Below are 18,285 nucleotides of genomic sequence, written 5' to 3'. Positions count from 1 at the left end.
CACAGTAAAAGCCATCATTTATATTTATATATCATACAAGTTTAGCTCTTTAATATATCTGAAAGGAATAACAGTTCCTTGTACAGATAGAATTTGTAATTGCTCACTAATCATATCAACAGCTCCTATAAGTTCCGTATATTTTCGTTTGTTGTAGTAAACGATTCGTACCCACTCCCCACAACGTACAGATTGTAAAACTGTATTTAACTCGTCTATTTGATCCTCTGATAACTCTGCCCGATTTTCTTTTGGCTTTGCTACAGCGGCTAATAACGCTTCAAATCCCCTCAATGCCGCAAAGGGCATAAATTGTTTTGCTCGCTGTAACCGAGACATGCGATGTTTCATTAATGTATACCTCCCCTTACGCGACTAATGTATTTCCAATGTATCCATTATAATATCTATTCCCCATTATGACCGCCTACCAAGGTATTTCTAAAGCGCATGGTTCCTTCCTCTTGTAAGCTCGATGCACGCAAAATAGAATTCTTACCAAACTGTTTCTTAATGGATAGCATAGCCTCTTGTACCTGTCGCTCTTTTTCCTCTTCATTTGTAGTAAGAGTGCTAAATAGGTCCACCTCTTGAGGTATGGCGGATCGATTGACTAAATCCTCAAAGCTGATTCCTATGCGACGGATGAGCTCATTTTTACGGCAATGCTGCTCGTATAATTTAATAACTGCCGCCGTTAACACCTGCAAAGAGTCAGTGTACTGCTTAAGCTTTTTAGAACCTCCTGTAGAGCGCATCATTTCATCAGCATAGCCGATATGAACGTGAATATGGTTCGTAACCCCTTTGATTTGTAAAAGCTCTAATACCAAGGACTCTACCATTTCGCGCATAGGCACGTATGCCTCTTCATAGGTATAATTACGCAACAAAATCTGACTGTGCGAGATAGAGTGCTTAATAGGTCGATACGCATGGATATCCGCAATCGTACAAGGCTCACGGCCCCAAGCATGGTCAATGATGAGCTCTGCATTAATGCCAAACTCCTTGTACAACTTCGTCTCTGGAATCATAGTAATACCATGTAAGTCATAAGCACCATACTTATGCAAACGATTAGCTATGCCCTTACCAATCTGCCATATATCGGTCAAAGGCTGATGATACCAGATTGTCTCTTTAAAAAGGCTTTCATCAAGATAGCCTATAAAATCAGACGCATGTTTCGCCAAAATATCAAGGGCAATCTTAGCAAGAAACAAATTTGTTCCGATTCCAACGGTGGCATAAATCTTCGTTGCCACTAGCACCGCATCAAGCAACATCTGCGCCAACTGACGAGGCGTCTTTTTATATAGTGGTAAATAGGGCGTAATATCGATGAAATACTCGTCGATAGAGTACACATGCACATCTTCGGGCGCCACATACTTGAGCAAGGTTCCATAAATCTCAGCAGACACCTGCATATACCGCTTCATATGTGGCTTCACCGTCAAATACTCAATATACGGTGGAATCTGAAATAATCGGCTGCGATTTTTAACACCTAACTTTTTTAAGGCAGGAGAAATAGCCAACGTAATAGCCCCCTTGCCACGAGAACCATCGGCCACCACCAGAGGCGTCATAAACGGATCCAGTCCTAAATCGGCGCATTCTACAGACGCGTAAAAACACTTCAAATCAATACACATATACAGCCGATCCGTATCAGCTGAACCCATACAAACACCCCCTAAGCCCCTAAACAACTGGCTTTTACAAAAATTAGAACACAAAAATTTCTATGATTAGTATAACAAAAATATAGAATATTTTCAAACATATGTTTGTTTTTATATTTAAAAAGAAAGGACTATACTTATGCAGCGACATCAGGTCACGAGGAGCAAAGAAGTATAGTCCTTTCTTTTTAATTAAAATGTAGCTATGTCACGGGGCCCCATCAATATAGGCACGCCCCGATAGTTTTCATTATTGTTCCGGCCCTAGGTCTCGGAATTCTACGTCTCTAAATTGTGTTAATTCCCCAACGAATTGGAGTTCCACGGTACCGACGGAGCCATTACGGTGTTTACGAATGAGGACCTCTGCATTGTCCCCTTTTTCGGAGTTTTCATCGTAATATTTATCGCGGTACAAGAAGATAACGATATCTGCATCCTGCTCGAGGGAGCCAGATTCACGAAGGTCCGAAAGTACAGGCCGTTTATCTGGTCTGCTTTCAACACTACGAGACAACTGCGACAAAGCGATAACCGGCACGTTAAATTCACGAGCAATCAGTTTAAGATTACGAGAGATTTCGGACACCTCTTGTTGACGATTTTCACTGCCCTTACCAGCATTTCGACCTTGCATCAACTGAATATAATCGACGATAACGAGATCGAGGCCATGTTCCACCTTGAGACGGCGCAATTTAGAGCGCATATCTTGTACGGTAAGACCCGGCGTATCATCGATAAAGAGCTTGGATTTACTCATGCGGTCCGCTGCAGCAATAACCTTTTCCCAGTCAGCAGGATCCATGTTCGCACGGCGCAATTTTTCAGAACTCACACCTGCCACGGAGGACAAAATACGACCAACGAGCTGTTCCTTGCCCATTTCCAGGGAAAAGAACGCCACCGTCTTGTCGTACAACATCGTTACATTTTGAGCGATATTCAAGGTGAAAGCTGTTTTCCCCATCGCAGGACGAGCTGCTACGAGGATGAGGTCAGATTTTTGTAAGCCGTTGAAAATATGGTCCACATCTTTAAAGCCTGTTGGCACGCCTGTAATAGCACCATCATGCTGTTGCAGTGCATTAAGTTTATCTAGATTAGATAAAACCACTTCACCAATAGCTGCAAAGGAGGATTCAGACTGAGTTTGACCGCTTACGTCTAGCACCATTTGCTCTGCCTTATTGAGGATTGCCGTCGGCTCATCTTCGCCAGCATACGTCATGCCTACGATTTTATTCCCTGCATCGATGAGGCGGCGCAACTGAGCTTTCTCGCTGATGATTTTCGCATGTTCCTCTACATTGTAGGAAACCGATTCATTCGCAAGAGATGTAATATAAGCAAGACCACCTACTGCATCAAGGCGCTTACGACGGTCTAGTTCTTCACCAACTGTGATAAAATCAGCCGTCTTATTGGCATGCACGATTTCTAGAATAGCATCGTAAATAATACGATGTGCATCTCGGTAAAAATCTTCAGATTTAAGAATACTCGTCACCGTATCTACAACGGCTCCCATATTGGATCCATTAGTTAATAAAGCCCCCAAAACGGCCTTTTCCGCATCTAGATTATGCGGTGGAATGCGTACATCCATGATAATCCCCTTCACACAACCACTATGGATAAAAGAATTCACCATACTCAAAGAGCATGGTGAATACTATTATTCGGCTACTACATTAACCTTGATAGTACTTGTAATTTCAGGATGAACACGAACTAATACGTCATGTACGCCCAATGTTTTCAATGGTTCTTTGATTTCGATTTTCTTTTTATCGATATCCACTTTATATTGAGCTTTAGCAGCATCGGAAATATCTTTAGCAGTAACGGATCCGAATACACGGCCTTCTTCGCCCATGCGAACTTTTACAGTTACTTCAACCTTAGTCAATTGAGCTGCCAAGATCTTAGCTTCGTCATTTGCAACGGCTTTATTATGAGCAATGGATTCTTGTTTTTGTTTCGCATTATTTACGTTAGTTGCTGTACCTTCAAGGCCGAGGCCTTTTTTGATCAATACATTACGACCATATGCGTCGCTAACTTCAACGATTTCGCCTTTTTTACCAACTTTTTTAACGTCTTCTAACAATACTACTTTCATTGTTGTTCCTCCTCTTGTTCTACGGAATGAAGCGCCTCAAGAGCATGCTCCAAAATGGCCTGCTTCGCTTCCTCTATGGTCATACCTTGTAATTGAGCACCAGCCACAGTTCTGTGACCGCCACCACCCAAGGCTTCCATTACAACTTGTACGTTTACCTTGCCTTTGGATCGAGCGCTGACGCCGATACCGCCATCATTTAGGGAATATAGTACAAAAGCTGCTTCAATATCTTCATTACTGATGAGCATGTCCGCACTTTGTGCAGCCAACGCCATCATATCCTTCAAACCTTCAGGCGCTACGGAAATAGCAATCCCTTCAGTACGACTTGCTTCAAATACCATTTTAGCACGCAATTGGATAGAATCGAAAGTTTCAATAAACAATTGTTTAACTCTGTCGATATCCGCTCCTGCACGGCGCAAAAATGCTGCAGCCTCAAAGGTACGCGCACCAGTTTGTTGAACAAAGTTCTTCGTATCTAATACGATACCTGCATAAATGCCTGTAGCTTCCGCTTTTGAAAGTTTTACAGGAACGCCTGCATATTGTACAAGCTCTGTTACGAGCTCAGATGTGGACGATGCAGTTGGTTCCAAATAGGTAAGCAATGGATTTTCCACAAAGTCCGCTGCGCGGCGATGATGGTCGATAACGATGCGTCGTTCAGAAATTTCAAGCGCCTCTTGAGCCGCCACCATTTCCTGACGATGCGTATCACACACGACAGTGAGCGTATTCGCATCTACCCATACTCTTGCAGCTTCTGCAGTAATAATATTCTCTTTCCAGAACTCTGACTCGTTAAGAACATTCACCATTTTATCGATGGCGCTAGTTTCTTTTGAAAGCGCAATGCGCACGTCTTTACCAAGTGCTCGAGCAATGGCGGCTACACCGATAATACCACCTAATGCATCGTAGTCTTCACGTTGATGCCCCATGATAAGAATCTTATCAGAATCAATCATAAGCTCATGTATTGCTTGAGATACAACACGAGCACGAACGCGCGTATTCTTCTCAACGCCTGCCGTATTGCCACCAAAGAAACGCGTACTTTCACCATCCATAATGCACACTTGGTCACCACCGCGACCTAAGGCGATATCTAAGGCTGCACGAGCACGACCAGATACATCTTTCACAGAACCTACATTTTCACTAATACCAATAGAAATCGTAGCTGGTACTTGACGCGGAGATGGTACTTTACGAATTCGTTCGAGCACTTTAAAACCATCTTCCTCCATTTCATGAAGCGCACCACGAGAAATGGCAAAGGTATACATATCATCTTGGAAGTTACGAATAAAACCTTCGTAGCGGTCGATTTCATCCATAATGATATTATTTATATCTGTCCAAATACTAGTATACTCACGATCACTAAGACCTTTTGTCAATTCTTCGAGATTATCGATTTGAATCATACCCCATACAGGCTGTCCCTCTTCGGCTTTAATACGGGCTTTTTCTAGGTCCGTAATATCCTTGAAGTACAGCGCCATCACTGCATGTTCCGCCAGTTCATCTTCACTATCAATATCTGATCGGGTATCCCGAGGATCGATAAATTTATAAATAATTTGGAAGTATCGATTTTCATATTTTTCCGTCATATATCCGGACTTACCCCAGATTTTATCGATACGGAAACCAGGCAACAAGGCAGACATTTTTTGGAGCTTATTCCAATCCACCTTAACCCAGTCAGCGAAAACACTGTTATTCCACACCAATGTGCCTTGCTTATTAACAAGAACAATCCCCATTGGCAAATTTTGTAAAGCAAAGTTAGAAGCTTGTGTGACATTTTTCATCATCGCACTAAACTGTTCTCTTGCTAAACGACGCCGGTTATGAAGGGTATTATAATTAACCAAATACGCCGCTACTACAATGATTAATGCTAAAATCGCAATAGCCCAATTTAAATAGGCCAGCAATAATAGCAATAATACGAGAACGGCAACAATGGTAATTTCTAAACCTTTCCATCTCCGTTGAAAGGATTTCATAACGGCCTCCTTTCTATTACTATTGACGCGCTTTGTAACGTGTCCGTAAATCTAAAAACATATCTATAACACCAAATATCGCTAGTGCTTGTCCAAAGAAGAAGGCATATACACCAAGCAATATCCACTTCAATTTATTACTCATGCGATAACTACTCATTAAGTCTGCTAAAGCTGCAAAGCCATGAACAGAACACATAGAGCTACCGAGGAGTAATACATTAGTACTAATGGCTGTGACCCATGAAGAATCCATATTAATATGTGGAGCACCATATATACCAATAATGCCTAACGCATATAAACCGGCACTCCAGACAGGCATCTTCCACTCTTCAATCGGTAAAAATCGAGGTATGGAAATATGTAATCGCTTGCCTAACCATATAGATATCTGAATAGTTATATAACTATATGATACTGCAGCTATAGCTATAGCTACAAAAAACGCATCCTTCAAACCAGTAGCTAACTTATCTACATTTTTCACAAATAAATCCGCTTGTTCTTGTGTAATATTAGAATTCGTTTGTAATGCTTGATCAGCAATCATACGAGCTTGCTCTGTCATCTGTATATCTATCATTGATAAGTCAATACCAGATATATACGCTTGTGCAATGAAAGTTACTAATACAGCAACAAACATAGCAATACTAGGGAGTAGTAACCGTTTAATCGTTCCCAATGAAAGACGATTACCCTCTCCTACTCCTACACCTACCGCAGCAAATAAGCCAACAGGTATACCATTCCATGGTCCAAATAAAATTACTGCTAAGAAAGTAGTAACAATAGCTGCCGATATACTATATTTACGGCCCCATTTTGTTCCAATTATGCCAATGGCCGCAGGTGTAACAAAAAATGATAAAAAGGCGAAAGCTGGTATATAAACACTGATAGCACTAAGGATAACACCTATAGCACTAACAAAGGCAGTTTCAACCATCGCTCTTGTATTTGTTTTATTCATAAATCACCATTCTTACATAAGAAGATATATTAATTGGTATCTTTTAATTATAACAGTTTAAAAAGGTAACTTCAAATACCCCATATAGTAGACAATTGCGATAGTGGTGCTATTTATAGTACTGGCAATACATATAAATAACGAAAAATAGGGAGCCACCTAAAGTAGCTCCTCATCTCATATTACCATATGTAATTGACGCATCATTTCAAATACATTCACATATGAAACATCAAAATGCTCACATATATCCGGTATTTTGACTTTCGTAGTGCTTGGTCCCGCTAAGGTTTCGTGGGTTACAACCACACCTCTGCGGACACTCGCATAAGCTATAAGCCAAGGATCCGCTTTAGCCAAAAAGCGATGTTTTTCTGCATCCTTATATTGTTGATTTGACATCACATATTCAGCGATATCTACATATGAATTTTGTATCTCATCATCATTTGTCGCTTCAGTAAATGTCAAATAATGAGTGTTAAACCAAGTAGATAACTCATCATTACCGCTCATAATTTCATTTTTAATGTGATCAATAGTTAAAATATTACCTCTACTGCGAGATATCAACTCATTCCAGAACGATGGAACAATATCAAACCCATAATAGCGGTTCTTTGCATCTATAAAGGTATTACTATCAAGAACATACATAGTTTTTTCTCCTAAAAACTATACTCATTCACATATTTTGTAAAAGTACTACCACGTAAGCCTAACAACTCATACGCATCTCGATACGCCAATTCACCTGCTCGAGCAGCTTTGACAACAGTACGACTAAAACTTTCACCCAACCGAGCGTGAGCAGTGACATAAAAATCCCCACCACCTCTTGTCTCTCGTTCAGGTAAGCTTTGTAATCGCTGATTAAAACGTTCCACTAGTCTATGATATTGAATTCGAGTAATATATCCATGCTCTAATGCTATACGATAGATAACATATTCACTCACCTTAAAACGCTTAGCTACGGTCTCATAATCCTCCAAATGTTCATTCCACACTGGAATAAATCGAGATTCCGGCACAAGAAATTCACCTGCAAAGCTGTTACAATACGGCTCAGAAGAGCTATCAGTAACGCCTTCCTCACCTAATAATATATGACAAAACTCATGAATAATCGTAAACAGCCTCCCATGATTCGAATCAGCTCCATTGATAAAAATAACAGGTGCATAAGAATCAATTAATGTAAACCCTCTAAACTCATCGACAGATAATTTACGTCTAGTGTTAGAGCCCACAATACCGTTAACAAATACAGTAACACCGATAGCCTCGATGCGTTCACGTATATATGTAAACGGATCTGCTATACCTATTTGCCAACCAGCCTCTATATTTAATAACGAATAAGCTTGATGCACAAGACTTCTGCTATCCATGTGTTTAGAAAAACCCCCTACATAAGATAACGCATCTATTCCTAAATTAAGCTTTCGATATTGACTCAACCAATCTTGGCGAATCTGCATATCATAAATAGTATCTCTTAACTCAGGACTATATGGCCTATCAGGGATTTCACCATTTAGTCTTCTAAAATCAGTAATCTCTTTATCCGATAACTGTGGAGGATTCTTTAAATAAATATACCCTAACGGTACATTGGAAAAAGTAGCTAATGCCTGTATTTGGCAAATTGTCGGATGCACACTGCCGGCAATCCACTCTCCATACTTTGGAAACCGCTTATAAAAAGCTTCATAACCTTTACCACTATATTTAGGTAACCAGTTTAAAATAGCTCCACTCACCGGAAACCGTCCGGACATACCCTCACCTCCCTTTCCCCTTTATTACTCTTCTACTAAATAATATTCGCTACTTATTATAAAATTCCTACTTTGATTACATTAATTTTACAATCATATACCAATGAAAAACAAGCAGTTGTTAAATAAATATTTTAACAACTGCTTGTCTTAATTATATCTATACGTCTTGAATAATTGGCAAGATCATAGGGCGACGACGAGTTTTATCATAGAAGAATTTACCCAATGCGTCACGTACGTTTTGCTTAATGGTTGTCCAGTCTTTGATGCGTTGCATTTCGCAATCTTCAAGAACTTGTTCTACACGGCGCTCCGCAGCAAGCATGAGTTCTTCTGCGTCACGAACATATACGAAACCACGAGATACGAGGTCTGGACCAGCTACGATAGTACCGGAAGCTTTATCCATCGCCATAACGACGATAACCATACCTTCTTGTGCCAATTGTTGACGGTCACGGATAACGATATTACCTACGTCACCAACACCAAGGCCATCAACGAAGATAGCGCCAGCTTGTACGCGGCCACCTTTGCGACCACCATCTTTATCGAATTCAAAGATTTGACCATTATCACCGATAAGGACTTTCTTAGGATCTACGCCCATGGCCACACCAAGTTCACCATGACGGCGCAACATGCGATACTCACCATGAACTGGGATAAAGTATTCCGGACGAACAAGGTTAAGCATTGTTTTAAGCTCTTCTTGGCTCGCATGACCAGATACGTGAATACCACGGTCTTTACCATATACCACATTACAACCTAAACGAAGCAAGTTATCGATAGTTCTACCTACAGCACCTTCGTTGCCTGGAATTGGTGTTGCAGAAATGATAACAGTATCATTCGGTGCCAATTCTACAGTGCGATGGTTGCTTGTTGCCATACGGGACAAGCCTGCCATCGGTTCACCTTGAGAACCAGTCGTTAAGATCATGATTTGGTCATCTGTGTAGTTGTGCATTACATCAACGTCGATGATTGTATTTGGTGGAATATTCAAGTATCCACGCTCTTGGGCAATTTCTGTAACATTGACCATGCTACGGCCCATAACTACAACCTTACGGTTGAACATAACCGCCGCATCAATAGCTTGTTGAATACGGGATACGTTAGATGCAAATGTCGCCAAAACAACGCGGCCTTTTGCTTCTCCAACAGCTTGTTTAATCGCAGGGCCTACGGAACTTTCAGAACCGGTAGTACCTGGTTTTTCTACATTTGTAGAGTCCGACAAGAGCGCTAATACGCCTTTGTTACCTAACTCAGCAAATTTGTGCATATCCATCAAACGGCCATCAACAGGAGTTTGGTCAATTTTAAAGTCCCCTGTATGAAGAATTGTTCCGATTGGTGTATTAAAGTATACAGCGCAAGAGTCAGGAATAGAGTGATTTGTTTGGATGAAACCAACAGTCACTTGACCAATTTGAACTTCATCGCCGGCAGCAATCGTACGAAGACATTTTGGAGATACCTTATGTTCTTTAAACTTGCCTTCGATTAATCCACAAACGAGGTTTGTTGCATATACTGGGCAACTAATTTCTTTCATAAGGTACGCCAAAGAACCGATATGATCTTCGTGACCATGAGTAATTACGACAGCTTTCACGCGGTCTTTATTCTCGATAATATAGCTCATATCAGGAATAACGATATCTACACCAAGCATATCTTCACTAGGGAATGCAAGCCCAGAATCAAGAACGATAATTTCGTCCTCGTATTGGAATATGGTCATATTTTTACCAATTTCACCAAGGCCACCTAGTGGGATGATTTGGAATTTGCCCTTGTTGGCGCCATTTGGCGTACGACCGACTAATTCTACTTGTTCCTCTTGATTATTCCAACCTGTAGAACGGTTATTGGAGCGGTTATTATTGCGGTTCTGACCATTTTGGCCATTGCGACCATTATTAGTACGCGCATTACGTGTATTTTCACCACGCGGTGCACGAGTTTGGCGAGTTTTGCGTTCTTGACCTTCACCTTGTTCCGCATTGCGGCGTGTATTTGTACGGCGAGTCGTATTAGTACGACCACTATTCGCACTTGTACGAGTATTTGTAGACCGGCGTTGGCGTGTTGCACCTTCACCAGCTGTTTGTTGGCGCGTACGACCTTCGCCAGCAGGGCGGCGTGTATTTGTACGGCGACGCGTTTGTTTTTGCTCGCCTTCAGTCGCAGCTGTAAGAGTAGCAGTTTTTGCTACTGTTGGTTCTGCTTTCACTTGCGCAGTAACCTGATTATCTGTTGTATTCACAGTTCCTCCTAAAATTTTGTTCATTAATTTATTTAACATAGTTTTTCTCACCTATCACTTGAATTGATCTATGCCACGAGGAAATGTCACACAAAGAAAAAGGCGCTATTATACTAGCGTCTCGTCAAATGGGCGCAAAAATGCGCTATCAAATTTTGCCGTTCCTAGTTTGTGTGCCATTTGCCGTAGCAAATGAGTATAGTGCACTATCAGATGCTTCAACCGCAAGAGACTTCTGTTTTTATCTCAATCCGATACGCAGTGCAATATAGTCCGATCTGTTTTGATGAAAGCCTCACTTTCATACGTTGTGCTCATTATAACATAAAAACAACATAAACAAAAGAGTTCTACGCTTGATTCATCAAAAGTAACATAAAATTTTACTACTACTTAAAAGGGCGGCTCAAACCGAACCACCCCAAAGCATTTCATTATTTATCATCTGGCATACTTTTATAAAATCCTTCAATATGCCATTCGCCATTTTCTTCGACCAGAGATATGTAGCGTGTCATGTGCGCAGCCTCAACCGCGCCATCTCCGGGTTTAGTGACTTGCAGATCCGCTTCGTAAATGATGCGTTTCATGCTGTTTATACGAGTGATACGACTCGCACCTAAGGACCCGACAACCACCTTCGGCGCCGACTTCATAGATTCCATCCATTTTTGCTTTTCTACGGGATTCGTCTTAGTCTGATTGATAACATAGGTGAAAGCCTTATCATAGTTCTTTTCATTGACGGCATCAAAATAATCGTGTATCGCATCCCGTGCAGCTTCATCACTACCTTGACCGACAATGATGTTCGTAAACCATCCGCCCAGCTCCAGTTCACTTTCCGGTCCCATATAACGAGCCGAAACACTGCATACGCAGATAGCACTCACCAGCAATGCAACGAGAATTCGAGTGGTGAAAGCACTGCTCGTAGGCGATACTTTCATAATAGATGCCAACCGTTTGTCAATGACGATGTTCCTTAACGCCTCACCATATTGATTGGCCTTCGGTTCACCCTTCTTACACAGTAGAGCAAATAGAATTATTGGCCCTATAAAAGGTATTAAAACAAAAAATAGATGTTCACTACTTTTACCGGTATCATGAAGGCGACGGATACATAGAGCCCCCAACGGAATTAGCAAGACTAGACCGATGATTGTCAGTAACATCCATGCCAACAGGATTAAATAAATACCCCTATGAAGCACCGCCGTAAGTCCATAAGCAAGCGCCAGAATTCCAACGATAACTAATAGCCACAACAAAAAGAACCGCAAAAATTCTCCTTTAGACGCGCGGCCATCTGAATTCATAAATTTGTGGCCTACCACATAAAGAAATGTATCCTTATAACTCAACTGATAATGCGCCAGCGGATAGATAATATCCCCTTCCGGTGCAATTCTCTCAACCTCCACCGCAGTCGTATACTGCCCGCAATGCGGACAGAACATGGCCGCCTCGTCACAATATTGACGGCAGGATTCACAATAACGTTTCATATGTAATACCTTCTATCTCAAAACTCTCTCTCTATATAGCTTCAACAAGATCTTTACGGTATAAATTGGCCTATAGCTTTAGCAAAACCTTCACGGTATAAATTAACCCCACCGTTAGCGGGATGTCTAAGACCGATGGCTGAAAGACCGAATCGCCCCATCGTGTCCGCCGATTTTTGACCGACAGCGAGCACGAGCGACTTCGGTCCACCTAATTCGGTATGCAATGCCAGCAGTCTTTTCGTATATTCCCAACCTAGCTGCTGCTCCGACTCGGTCGGTGTCCGATTAGTGAGCGGTTCGTCCGCCTTATGAGGATGAAAGGGAAATATATTCCACAACAGTGCATCGTACGGATCGATTCCCTGTTCAATGATGGCACTCCATACTACCGTATCCGTAGGTTCGTTGAACCCTTGTTCCTGTTGAGTCCGTTTCAGCATTGGACTCACAGGGGAGCTAGTTCTTTGTAATGTAACAGGCGTTATCTGATGCGCCCGAATTGTTTTATGCTTATCCAACAACATGCGCTCACAGGTAATGGCAATGCCCGAAAAACGCCCGCCTTGATATCCGACAGCCTCTGCCACTACAAAGATTTTGGAGCGTCCCAACCGCGGCAGCAAATACGCCGTCAAATTGTTACGACGCACCTGCGCCGCATCAAAGTCAGACCGAACAATTTCGAGGTCGGAATTCACCTCACCCCACGGATTGTGAACAAGCTCGCCTCTATATTGACCGAGCCAGTCTACAAACTGCTGTACTTTTGCTACCCGATCCGCATCAAACGAGGCCATATATTCATCAAAAGACAGCGTTTTTTCTTCCTCTGGTGCAAATAAGGACATAGGATTTCCCCCAATTTATACTACCGAACCATATAATTAATAATGCTGTATATCATGATTATCAAGCTTTTATATACTGTATTTATACACTAAAACCTATAGTAATACAATCCATATATTACGATGCCCAATCATGATATGTGATACTATATCCGATAATCACGCACTACCTAAAATGTTGCTGTTACTATATTTATAATAGCACCCATTTCTGAAAGTTTGATGCAAAATTAATATTCAAAATATCCACATACAACGGAATATAAAAAACTGTAATTTCAAAGCGACTTAAGATTCTCTACCATCAAAGCCTCATATAACAACCTTGATGGTAATGAATGATTCTACTATCTTTGAAACTACAGTTTTTGTCAGACTTCTGTTGCTATTAATATATACAATATCACAATTATATATAAAACTCGATTTTGTCTTCTTTGGCGAGTTGGAATTGTTCAAATATGTGGTTTCGAATATTGACGAAGGACGCCGAGGTCCGGTCCGTCCTATCGATGAGATTGACGGGGATAATGGTTTGCACCCGTCCCGGATTAGCAGCGAGCACTACGACGCGATCCGCAAGAACCACCGCCTCTTCGATATCATGCGTAACGAATACGACCGTTTTACCCTCTTCACGGCAGATACGGGAGATTTCATCCTGTAAATTGATGCGTGTCAACGCATCGAGGGCCCCTAGCGGTTCATCCATGAAGATAATGTCCGGATCGACCGCCAACGCCCGCGCAATGGATACACGTTGCTGCATCCCACCGGACAACTCCGCCGGATAGCGATTGCGCGCATGGTCGAGCCCCACCATTTTCACGTATTTGTCGATGATAGCAGGTCGCTCTTCCTTAGGCACATTCTTACTTTCAAGGCCCAGTTCAATATTACTTTCCACCGTTCGCCACGGTAGCAGTCCGTAATTTTGAAAGACCGTTACATACCGCAGTTGAGGTGCTTTCACCTCCGCGCCGTCGATGGTAATAGAGCCCGAAGTAACGAGCTCAAAGCCGGCCATAGCATTTAAAAGCGTGCTTTTACCGGACCCGGAAGGACCTAAAAGGCAAATAAATTCACCTCGTTCAATGTCCAGATTAATATTTTCAAGGATGGTGAGCGGTTCTCCATCTTTCATAAATTCCTTGTGTGCATTGCGCACCGAAATGTAACCCATGCGTCCACCTCCTATTTCTCAATGCCCCAACGTCTATAAATCCATTTTTCGATGAGGGACACGCCCCAATCGAGCAAAAGTCCTACAAAGCCAATCGTCAAAATCGCCACCATCAGAAGATCGTTACGCAAATTGTTCCGCATATCGATGATGAGGAATCCAAGACCCGTCTGAGAGCCTACCATTTCCCCCGTCACCAGGAAGATCCACGCCGTGCCGAGCGCGATGTGAAGGCCCGATGCAATACCGGGAAACACGGCGGGCAATACAATTTTAAATAACAGTTCCGGCTGTTTGATGCCAAAATTTCGAGCCACCTTGATATATACGGGATCGATATTCTGAATCGCGGACACCGTGGACAATAGAACCGGGAAAAACGCCGCAATAAAGATGATAACGATGGCCGGCGCCTGTCCGATACCGAAAAACAGTACGATAAACGGCAACCATGCCACCGGTGAAATAGGACGAATCACCTGAACGATGGGATTTATATAGTTCCAAATGCCTTTATACCAGCCTAAAATAAGGCCTAAAAACACGCCGGCTACGACGGAAATGACATAGCCTATGAAAAAGCGCACCAAACTGTCCGCAACATCCTTGAATAACACACCGTCTCCGATGAGCTCCCCAAAGCCGAGCAACACTTTGTACGGCGTCGGCAACAAGGCTTCGTTAAATCCGCCGAGGCGAACAACCAGCTCCCAAATTAGCCACGCTGCGATAAATGAGCCCGGCACATATGTATATTTCTTCATGGTCCCCCTCCTATGGTAACAATGTTTGATCTACAAACTCTGAATAGCTCGGCACGTTTTTGATTAAATCAATATGTGTCATGTGATGCACGAGCGCATTGTAACGCTCCTCTGTAAGGGCTAAATCTTTAAACCCAATCACTTTGAGGGAACGTTCAATAACAGGATCCTTAAACTTCATGTATTTTAAGGAAATCTCCTTTTGCGCCTCCGGATGCTCGTCTAAATACGTACCTGCATCGAGATAAGCTTTTGTGAAAGCCTTCGCCAAATCGTGGTGTTCATCGACGAATTGACCGTTGAATACGAGGGCGCAGCAAATATTGTCATGCCATAAGTGATCAGGGTCTTCAAAGACCTTCCCAGCTCCCATTTCTATAGCAAGAGAACCGAAAGGCTCCGCCACGCTATAGCCAGCGATTTGACCGACCGACAATGCGGACGGCATTTCGGGAGGACTCATCTCCACTATCTGTACGTCCTTCTCGCTAAGACCCGCCCGTTCAAGCATGAGGTCTACAAGGATTTTTTGAGTTGATTGCTTATGAGGGATAGCAAAGGATTTGCCTTTTAAATCCTGTACAGAGTTAATATTGTTATTTACAACGATAATGTTACCTTCCGTATGACCTAATGCCGCTGCGCGCACATCAATTCCCTGTTCACGAGCCTTTACACCGAGCTCAACGAGAACGGCTGCAGCGTCTACTTTACCGGTGTTGAGCGCATCCATGAGTTCCGGCCAGGAACCGTATTTAACAAGCTCTACATGAACGGGACCATCTGCTGTCTCCAGTTCCTTCATAGCAAATACGGGTAGCGCATGCGTAATCGGTAAATACGCAACGCGCACGGTTTTTAATTCTTGGGCGGTCTTTGGTTTACTGTGTTCATGATAACCATACGCTAGCCCACTTACTATCAACAGCACGATAGCAATGAATAGATACCAAAATTTCTTCATAATGTCCCCTCTTTCTACCTCACAACAAGGGGCGTTTATGACTCATATCATTTTCCGCATTTTTCTATACCTTAGATGAAATCAGGCTTTAGAACACCTCGTCTTCTAAACTTAATATAACCTACTATATCAATATGTATTAATTATGTCAATAAATCATATTAATATTGTAGGTATTATTATTTATGTACGAAAAATGTCAATATAGACAAGATCCTATTCATTTAAATAAGCATTTTAATATAAAAGGCAAATAAATAGATAGTATATATAGGATCAACACCAGTAAACTTTCAGATAACATAAAACCGCAAGATTTTAATTAACCAAAAACAGCAAACAACTAATTAACGAAAAGTGGTAAGGTGCTAATTAACAAAAAAACAGATAGTATTCGTTGTGATATGTACCCCCTTTACTAGACAACCAGTAAAGGGGATACATATCATTGGATACTACCTGTTTTTAATGTTTATTAAGTTTTCACAATTATTTGAATAGAGTCTTTTTATTTAATACGTAAACTTCAGATGTACCTGCTTCACTAGACTCAGATACATGTGGATAAATGGAGGACTGATGGAAATGCTTAATTTCCCCTTTTGAAACGATTAACATAAGTGGCTTACCAGATTCGATAATCTTGTTAAATTCCTCTTCACTTACTTGTTCCATAAGATATTTTTTCTGCCATTCAGCGCTACGTTTTTTTAATTTATCTCGATCATCCCAGCGACTTTCATCACCATTAATCTTGATAACCTTATGACCCGTATAATACACAACAGCCGTACTATAGCCGTTATAGTAATAGACATCCCCTTCATAGGAATCCACTACTGGAACAACATCAATATTACTACGTTGCTTAACGAATGGCTCTAAACCTTCCATAACAACTATAGAAGATATAACCATCGTACCAAGGACAATAATTGTAACTAAACGATATCCTCTTTTCGTATACCATGTATAGAACATAGCCAATATTGCCATAGCAACCACGACATAGAGCAAACAATAAAAACCCCATGGTGCGAAGAAAGAACCTGCTACATAAGCAATCCACAAAAGCAACGTCGGCCCCATAATAATCCATTTTAAGGCTCTAGATTTGCCTTTGCGAATAAGTTTCATAACGCCCAAAGCACCGATAGCACTAAATGGGACTAAGCTAACAAAGGTATATAGAGGGTATTTTGTTGCCATCAAGGTGTAGAATAGCACAATTCCAACACCCCAAGTCATATTATAGATAAACCCTGTATGACGTTGTTTAAAACCATCGATTATACCGTAAATAACAGCACCCGTCCACGGCATAGAAGCACCAAGGAAGATAGCGAGATAATACCACCACACATTATCTTCTGGATGCTCCGATTGAGTAGCGCGAGTCACATTGTGAAGCCCTAAGAAGCCATTGATAAAGTCTTGACCATGAACACTGTACATGTACACATACCACGGCAAACAAACTACACAAAAAGCTAAAATGCCACGCCAATCGAAGATGGCTTTCACCATAGACCAAGAACGATTAATACCTGCAAAAACAAGTAAAATCATACCAGGCAACACAATGGCTACCGGACCTTTAGTGAGTACGCCTAACGCTGCGAATACATAGGCTACAATCATGGCATACGGTTTCTGTTCTACCAGTCCCTTGTAGGAGTAAATCATGACCATCAACGTCGTATAGAGGAGCACCATATCCGTAATAACGCCATGTGCTACGGTCCAGAACATGAGAGATGTGCCTAGAACGGATGCCCCAATGAGACCAAGTGCCCACTTACCGCTCATGGTACGCGTAGATTGATACATGGTCGCCACCGACAAAGCACCAAAAATAGCACTCGGTAGGCGCACCACCCAATCAGCAATTCCAAAGATTTTAAAGCCAAGAGCAATGAGCCAATAAATCATGATGGGTTTATCGTACCAATAAGTACCATAAATCTGCGGAGATAGCCAATCACCTGAAAGAACCATTTCCTTTGCTGTTAACGCATAATTAGATTCAACGGGATCTGTAACAGGCAACATATTATTGCCAAACATATAAAACACTAGCCACACAATAAATACGACTGGTGTTAATCGAGAGAGTTTCATAAGGGCC

General features: G+C 41.8%; 15 protein-coding genes. All 15 read right to left on the bottom strand.

Annotation, left to right across the window (positions count from 1 at the left end; all coding sequences use genetic code 11):
• Window positions 1–24 precede the first annotated feature (24 nt).
• The 15 genes from E7K77_RS07195 to E7K77_RS07125 all read right to left on the bottom strand — a co-directional run bounded on the left by E7K77_RS07195 (window position 25) and on the right by E7K77_RS07125 (window position 18,278).
• A complete protein-coding gene (locus E7K77_RS07195) occupies window positions 25–351 on the bottom strand; it encodes a YolD-like family protein (RefSeq protein ID WP_004694706.1) in 327 nt (108 codons plus the stop codon).
• Between the two features lie 56 nt (window positions 352–407).
• Window positions 408–1,691, bottom strand: coding sequence for a Y-family DNA polymerase (locus tag E7K77_RS07190; RefSeq protein WP_004694705.1), 1,284 nt, complete (start codon window positions 1,689–1,691; stop codon window positions 408–410).
• Between the two features lie 250 nt (window positions 1,692–1,941).
• Window positions 1,942–3,300, bottom strand: coding sequence for a replicative DNA helicase (gene dnaB / locus E7K77_RS07185; RefSeq protein WP_004694701.1), 1,359 nt, complete (start codon window positions 3,298–3,300; stop codon window positions 1,942–1,944).
• 69 nt (window positions 3,301–3,369) lie between these two features.
• Window positions 3,370–3,816, bottom strand: coding sequence for a 50S ribosomal protein L9 (gene rplI / locus E7K77_RS07180; protein WP_004694699.1), 447 nt, complete (start codon window positions 3,814–3,816; stop codon window positions 3,370–3,372).
• Window positions 3,813–5,840 carry a DHH family phosphoesterase gene (locus E7K77_RS07175; RefSeq protein ID WP_119562631.1) on the bottom strand — a complete coding sequence of 676 codons (2,028 nt, stop codon included), beginning with the start codon at window positions 5,838–5,840 and terminating at the stop codon, window positions 3,813–3,815. The genes rplI and E7K77_RS07175 overlap by 4 nt, the downstream gene beginning before the upstream one ends.
• Before the next feature lie 19 nt (window positions 5,841–5,859).
• A complete protein-coding gene (locus tag E7K77_RS07170) occupies window positions 5,860–6,816 on the bottom strand; it encodes a DUF2232 domain-containing protein (protein ID WP_004698114.1) in 957 nt (318 codons plus the stop codon).
• A gap of 177 nt (window positions 6,817–6,993) precedes the next feature.
• Window positions 6,994–7,473 carry a DUF4411 family protein gene (locus E7K77_RS07165; RefSeq protein WP_101928550.1) on the bottom strand — a complete coding sequence of 160 codons (480 nt, stop codon included), beginning with the start codon at window positions 7,471–7,473 and terminating at the stop codon, window positions 6,994–6,996.
• An 11-nt stretch (window positions 7,474–7,484) separates the two neighbouring features.
• Entirely contained in the window at window positions 7,485–8,600 is a 1,116-nt protein-coding gene (locus tag E7K77_RS07160; RefSeq protein WP_156697312.1) for an ImmA/IrrE family metallo-endopeptidase, read from the bottom strand.
• A 160-nt stretch (window positions 8,601–8,760) separates the two neighbouring features.
• Complete coding sequence (locus E7K77_RS07155; RefSeq protein ID WP_325306165.1) at window positions 8,761–10,923, bottom strand: ribonuclease J; 2,163 nt, start codon at window positions 10,921–10,923, stop codon at window positions 8,761–8,763.
• A gap of 395 nt (window positions 10,924–11,318) precedes the next feature.
• Window positions 11,319–12,395, bottom strand: coding sequence for a DUF805 domain-containing protein (locus E7K77_RS07150; RefSeq protein ID WP_058948253.1), 1,077 nt, complete (start codon window positions 12,393–12,395; stop codon window positions 11,319–11,321).
• 53 nt (window positions 12,396–12,448) lie between these two features.
• Complete coding sequence (locus tag E7K77_RS07145) at window positions 12,449–13,246, bottom strand: uracil-DNA glycosylase (protein ID WP_120054997.1); 798 nt, start codon at window positions 13,244–13,246, stop codon at window positions 12,449–12,451.
• Window positions 13,247–13,655: 409 nt separating this feature from the next.
• Window positions 13,656–14,429, bottom strand: a complete 774-nt coding sequence (locus tag E7K77_RS07140) for an ABC transporter ATP-binding protein (RefSeq protein WP_004698211.1) — start codon at window positions 14,427–14,429, stop codon at window positions 13,656–13,658.
• A gap of 11 nt (window positions 14,430–14,440) precedes the next feature.
• A complete protein-coding gene (locus E7K77_RS07135; protein ID WP_060919135.1) occupies window positions 14,441–15,193 on the bottom strand; it encodes an ABC transporter permease in 753 nt (250 codons plus the stop codon).
• A gap of 10 nt (window positions 15,194–15,203) precedes the next feature.
• Window positions 15,204–16,157 (bottom strand): ABC transporter substrate-binding protein, encoded by a 954-nt coding sequence (locus E7K77_RS07130; RefSeq protein ID WP_123138168.1) that lies wholly within the window; start codon window positions 16,155–16,157, stop codon window positions 15,204–15,206.
• A 489-nt stretch (window positions 16,158–16,646) separates the two neighbouring features.
• The gene (locus tag E7K77_RS07125; protein ID WP_325306168.1) at window positions 16,647–18,278 is read right to left on the bottom strand and encodes an ArnT family glycosyltransferase; all 1,632 of its coding nucleotides are present in this window, start codon (window positions 18,276–18,278) and stop codon (window positions 16,647–16,649) included.
• Window positions 18,279–18,285 lie beyond the last annotated feature (7 nt).

It is taken from the genome of Veillonella parvula, from assembly GCF_032577575.1.
In the GTDB taxonomy this organism is placed as follows: domain Bacteria; phylum Bacillota; class Negativicutes; order Veillonellales; family Veillonellaceae; genus Veillonella.
The sequence above is the reverse complement of the archived record's forward strand: the minus strand, read 5'-3'. Positions and strand labels throughout refer to the sequence as shown.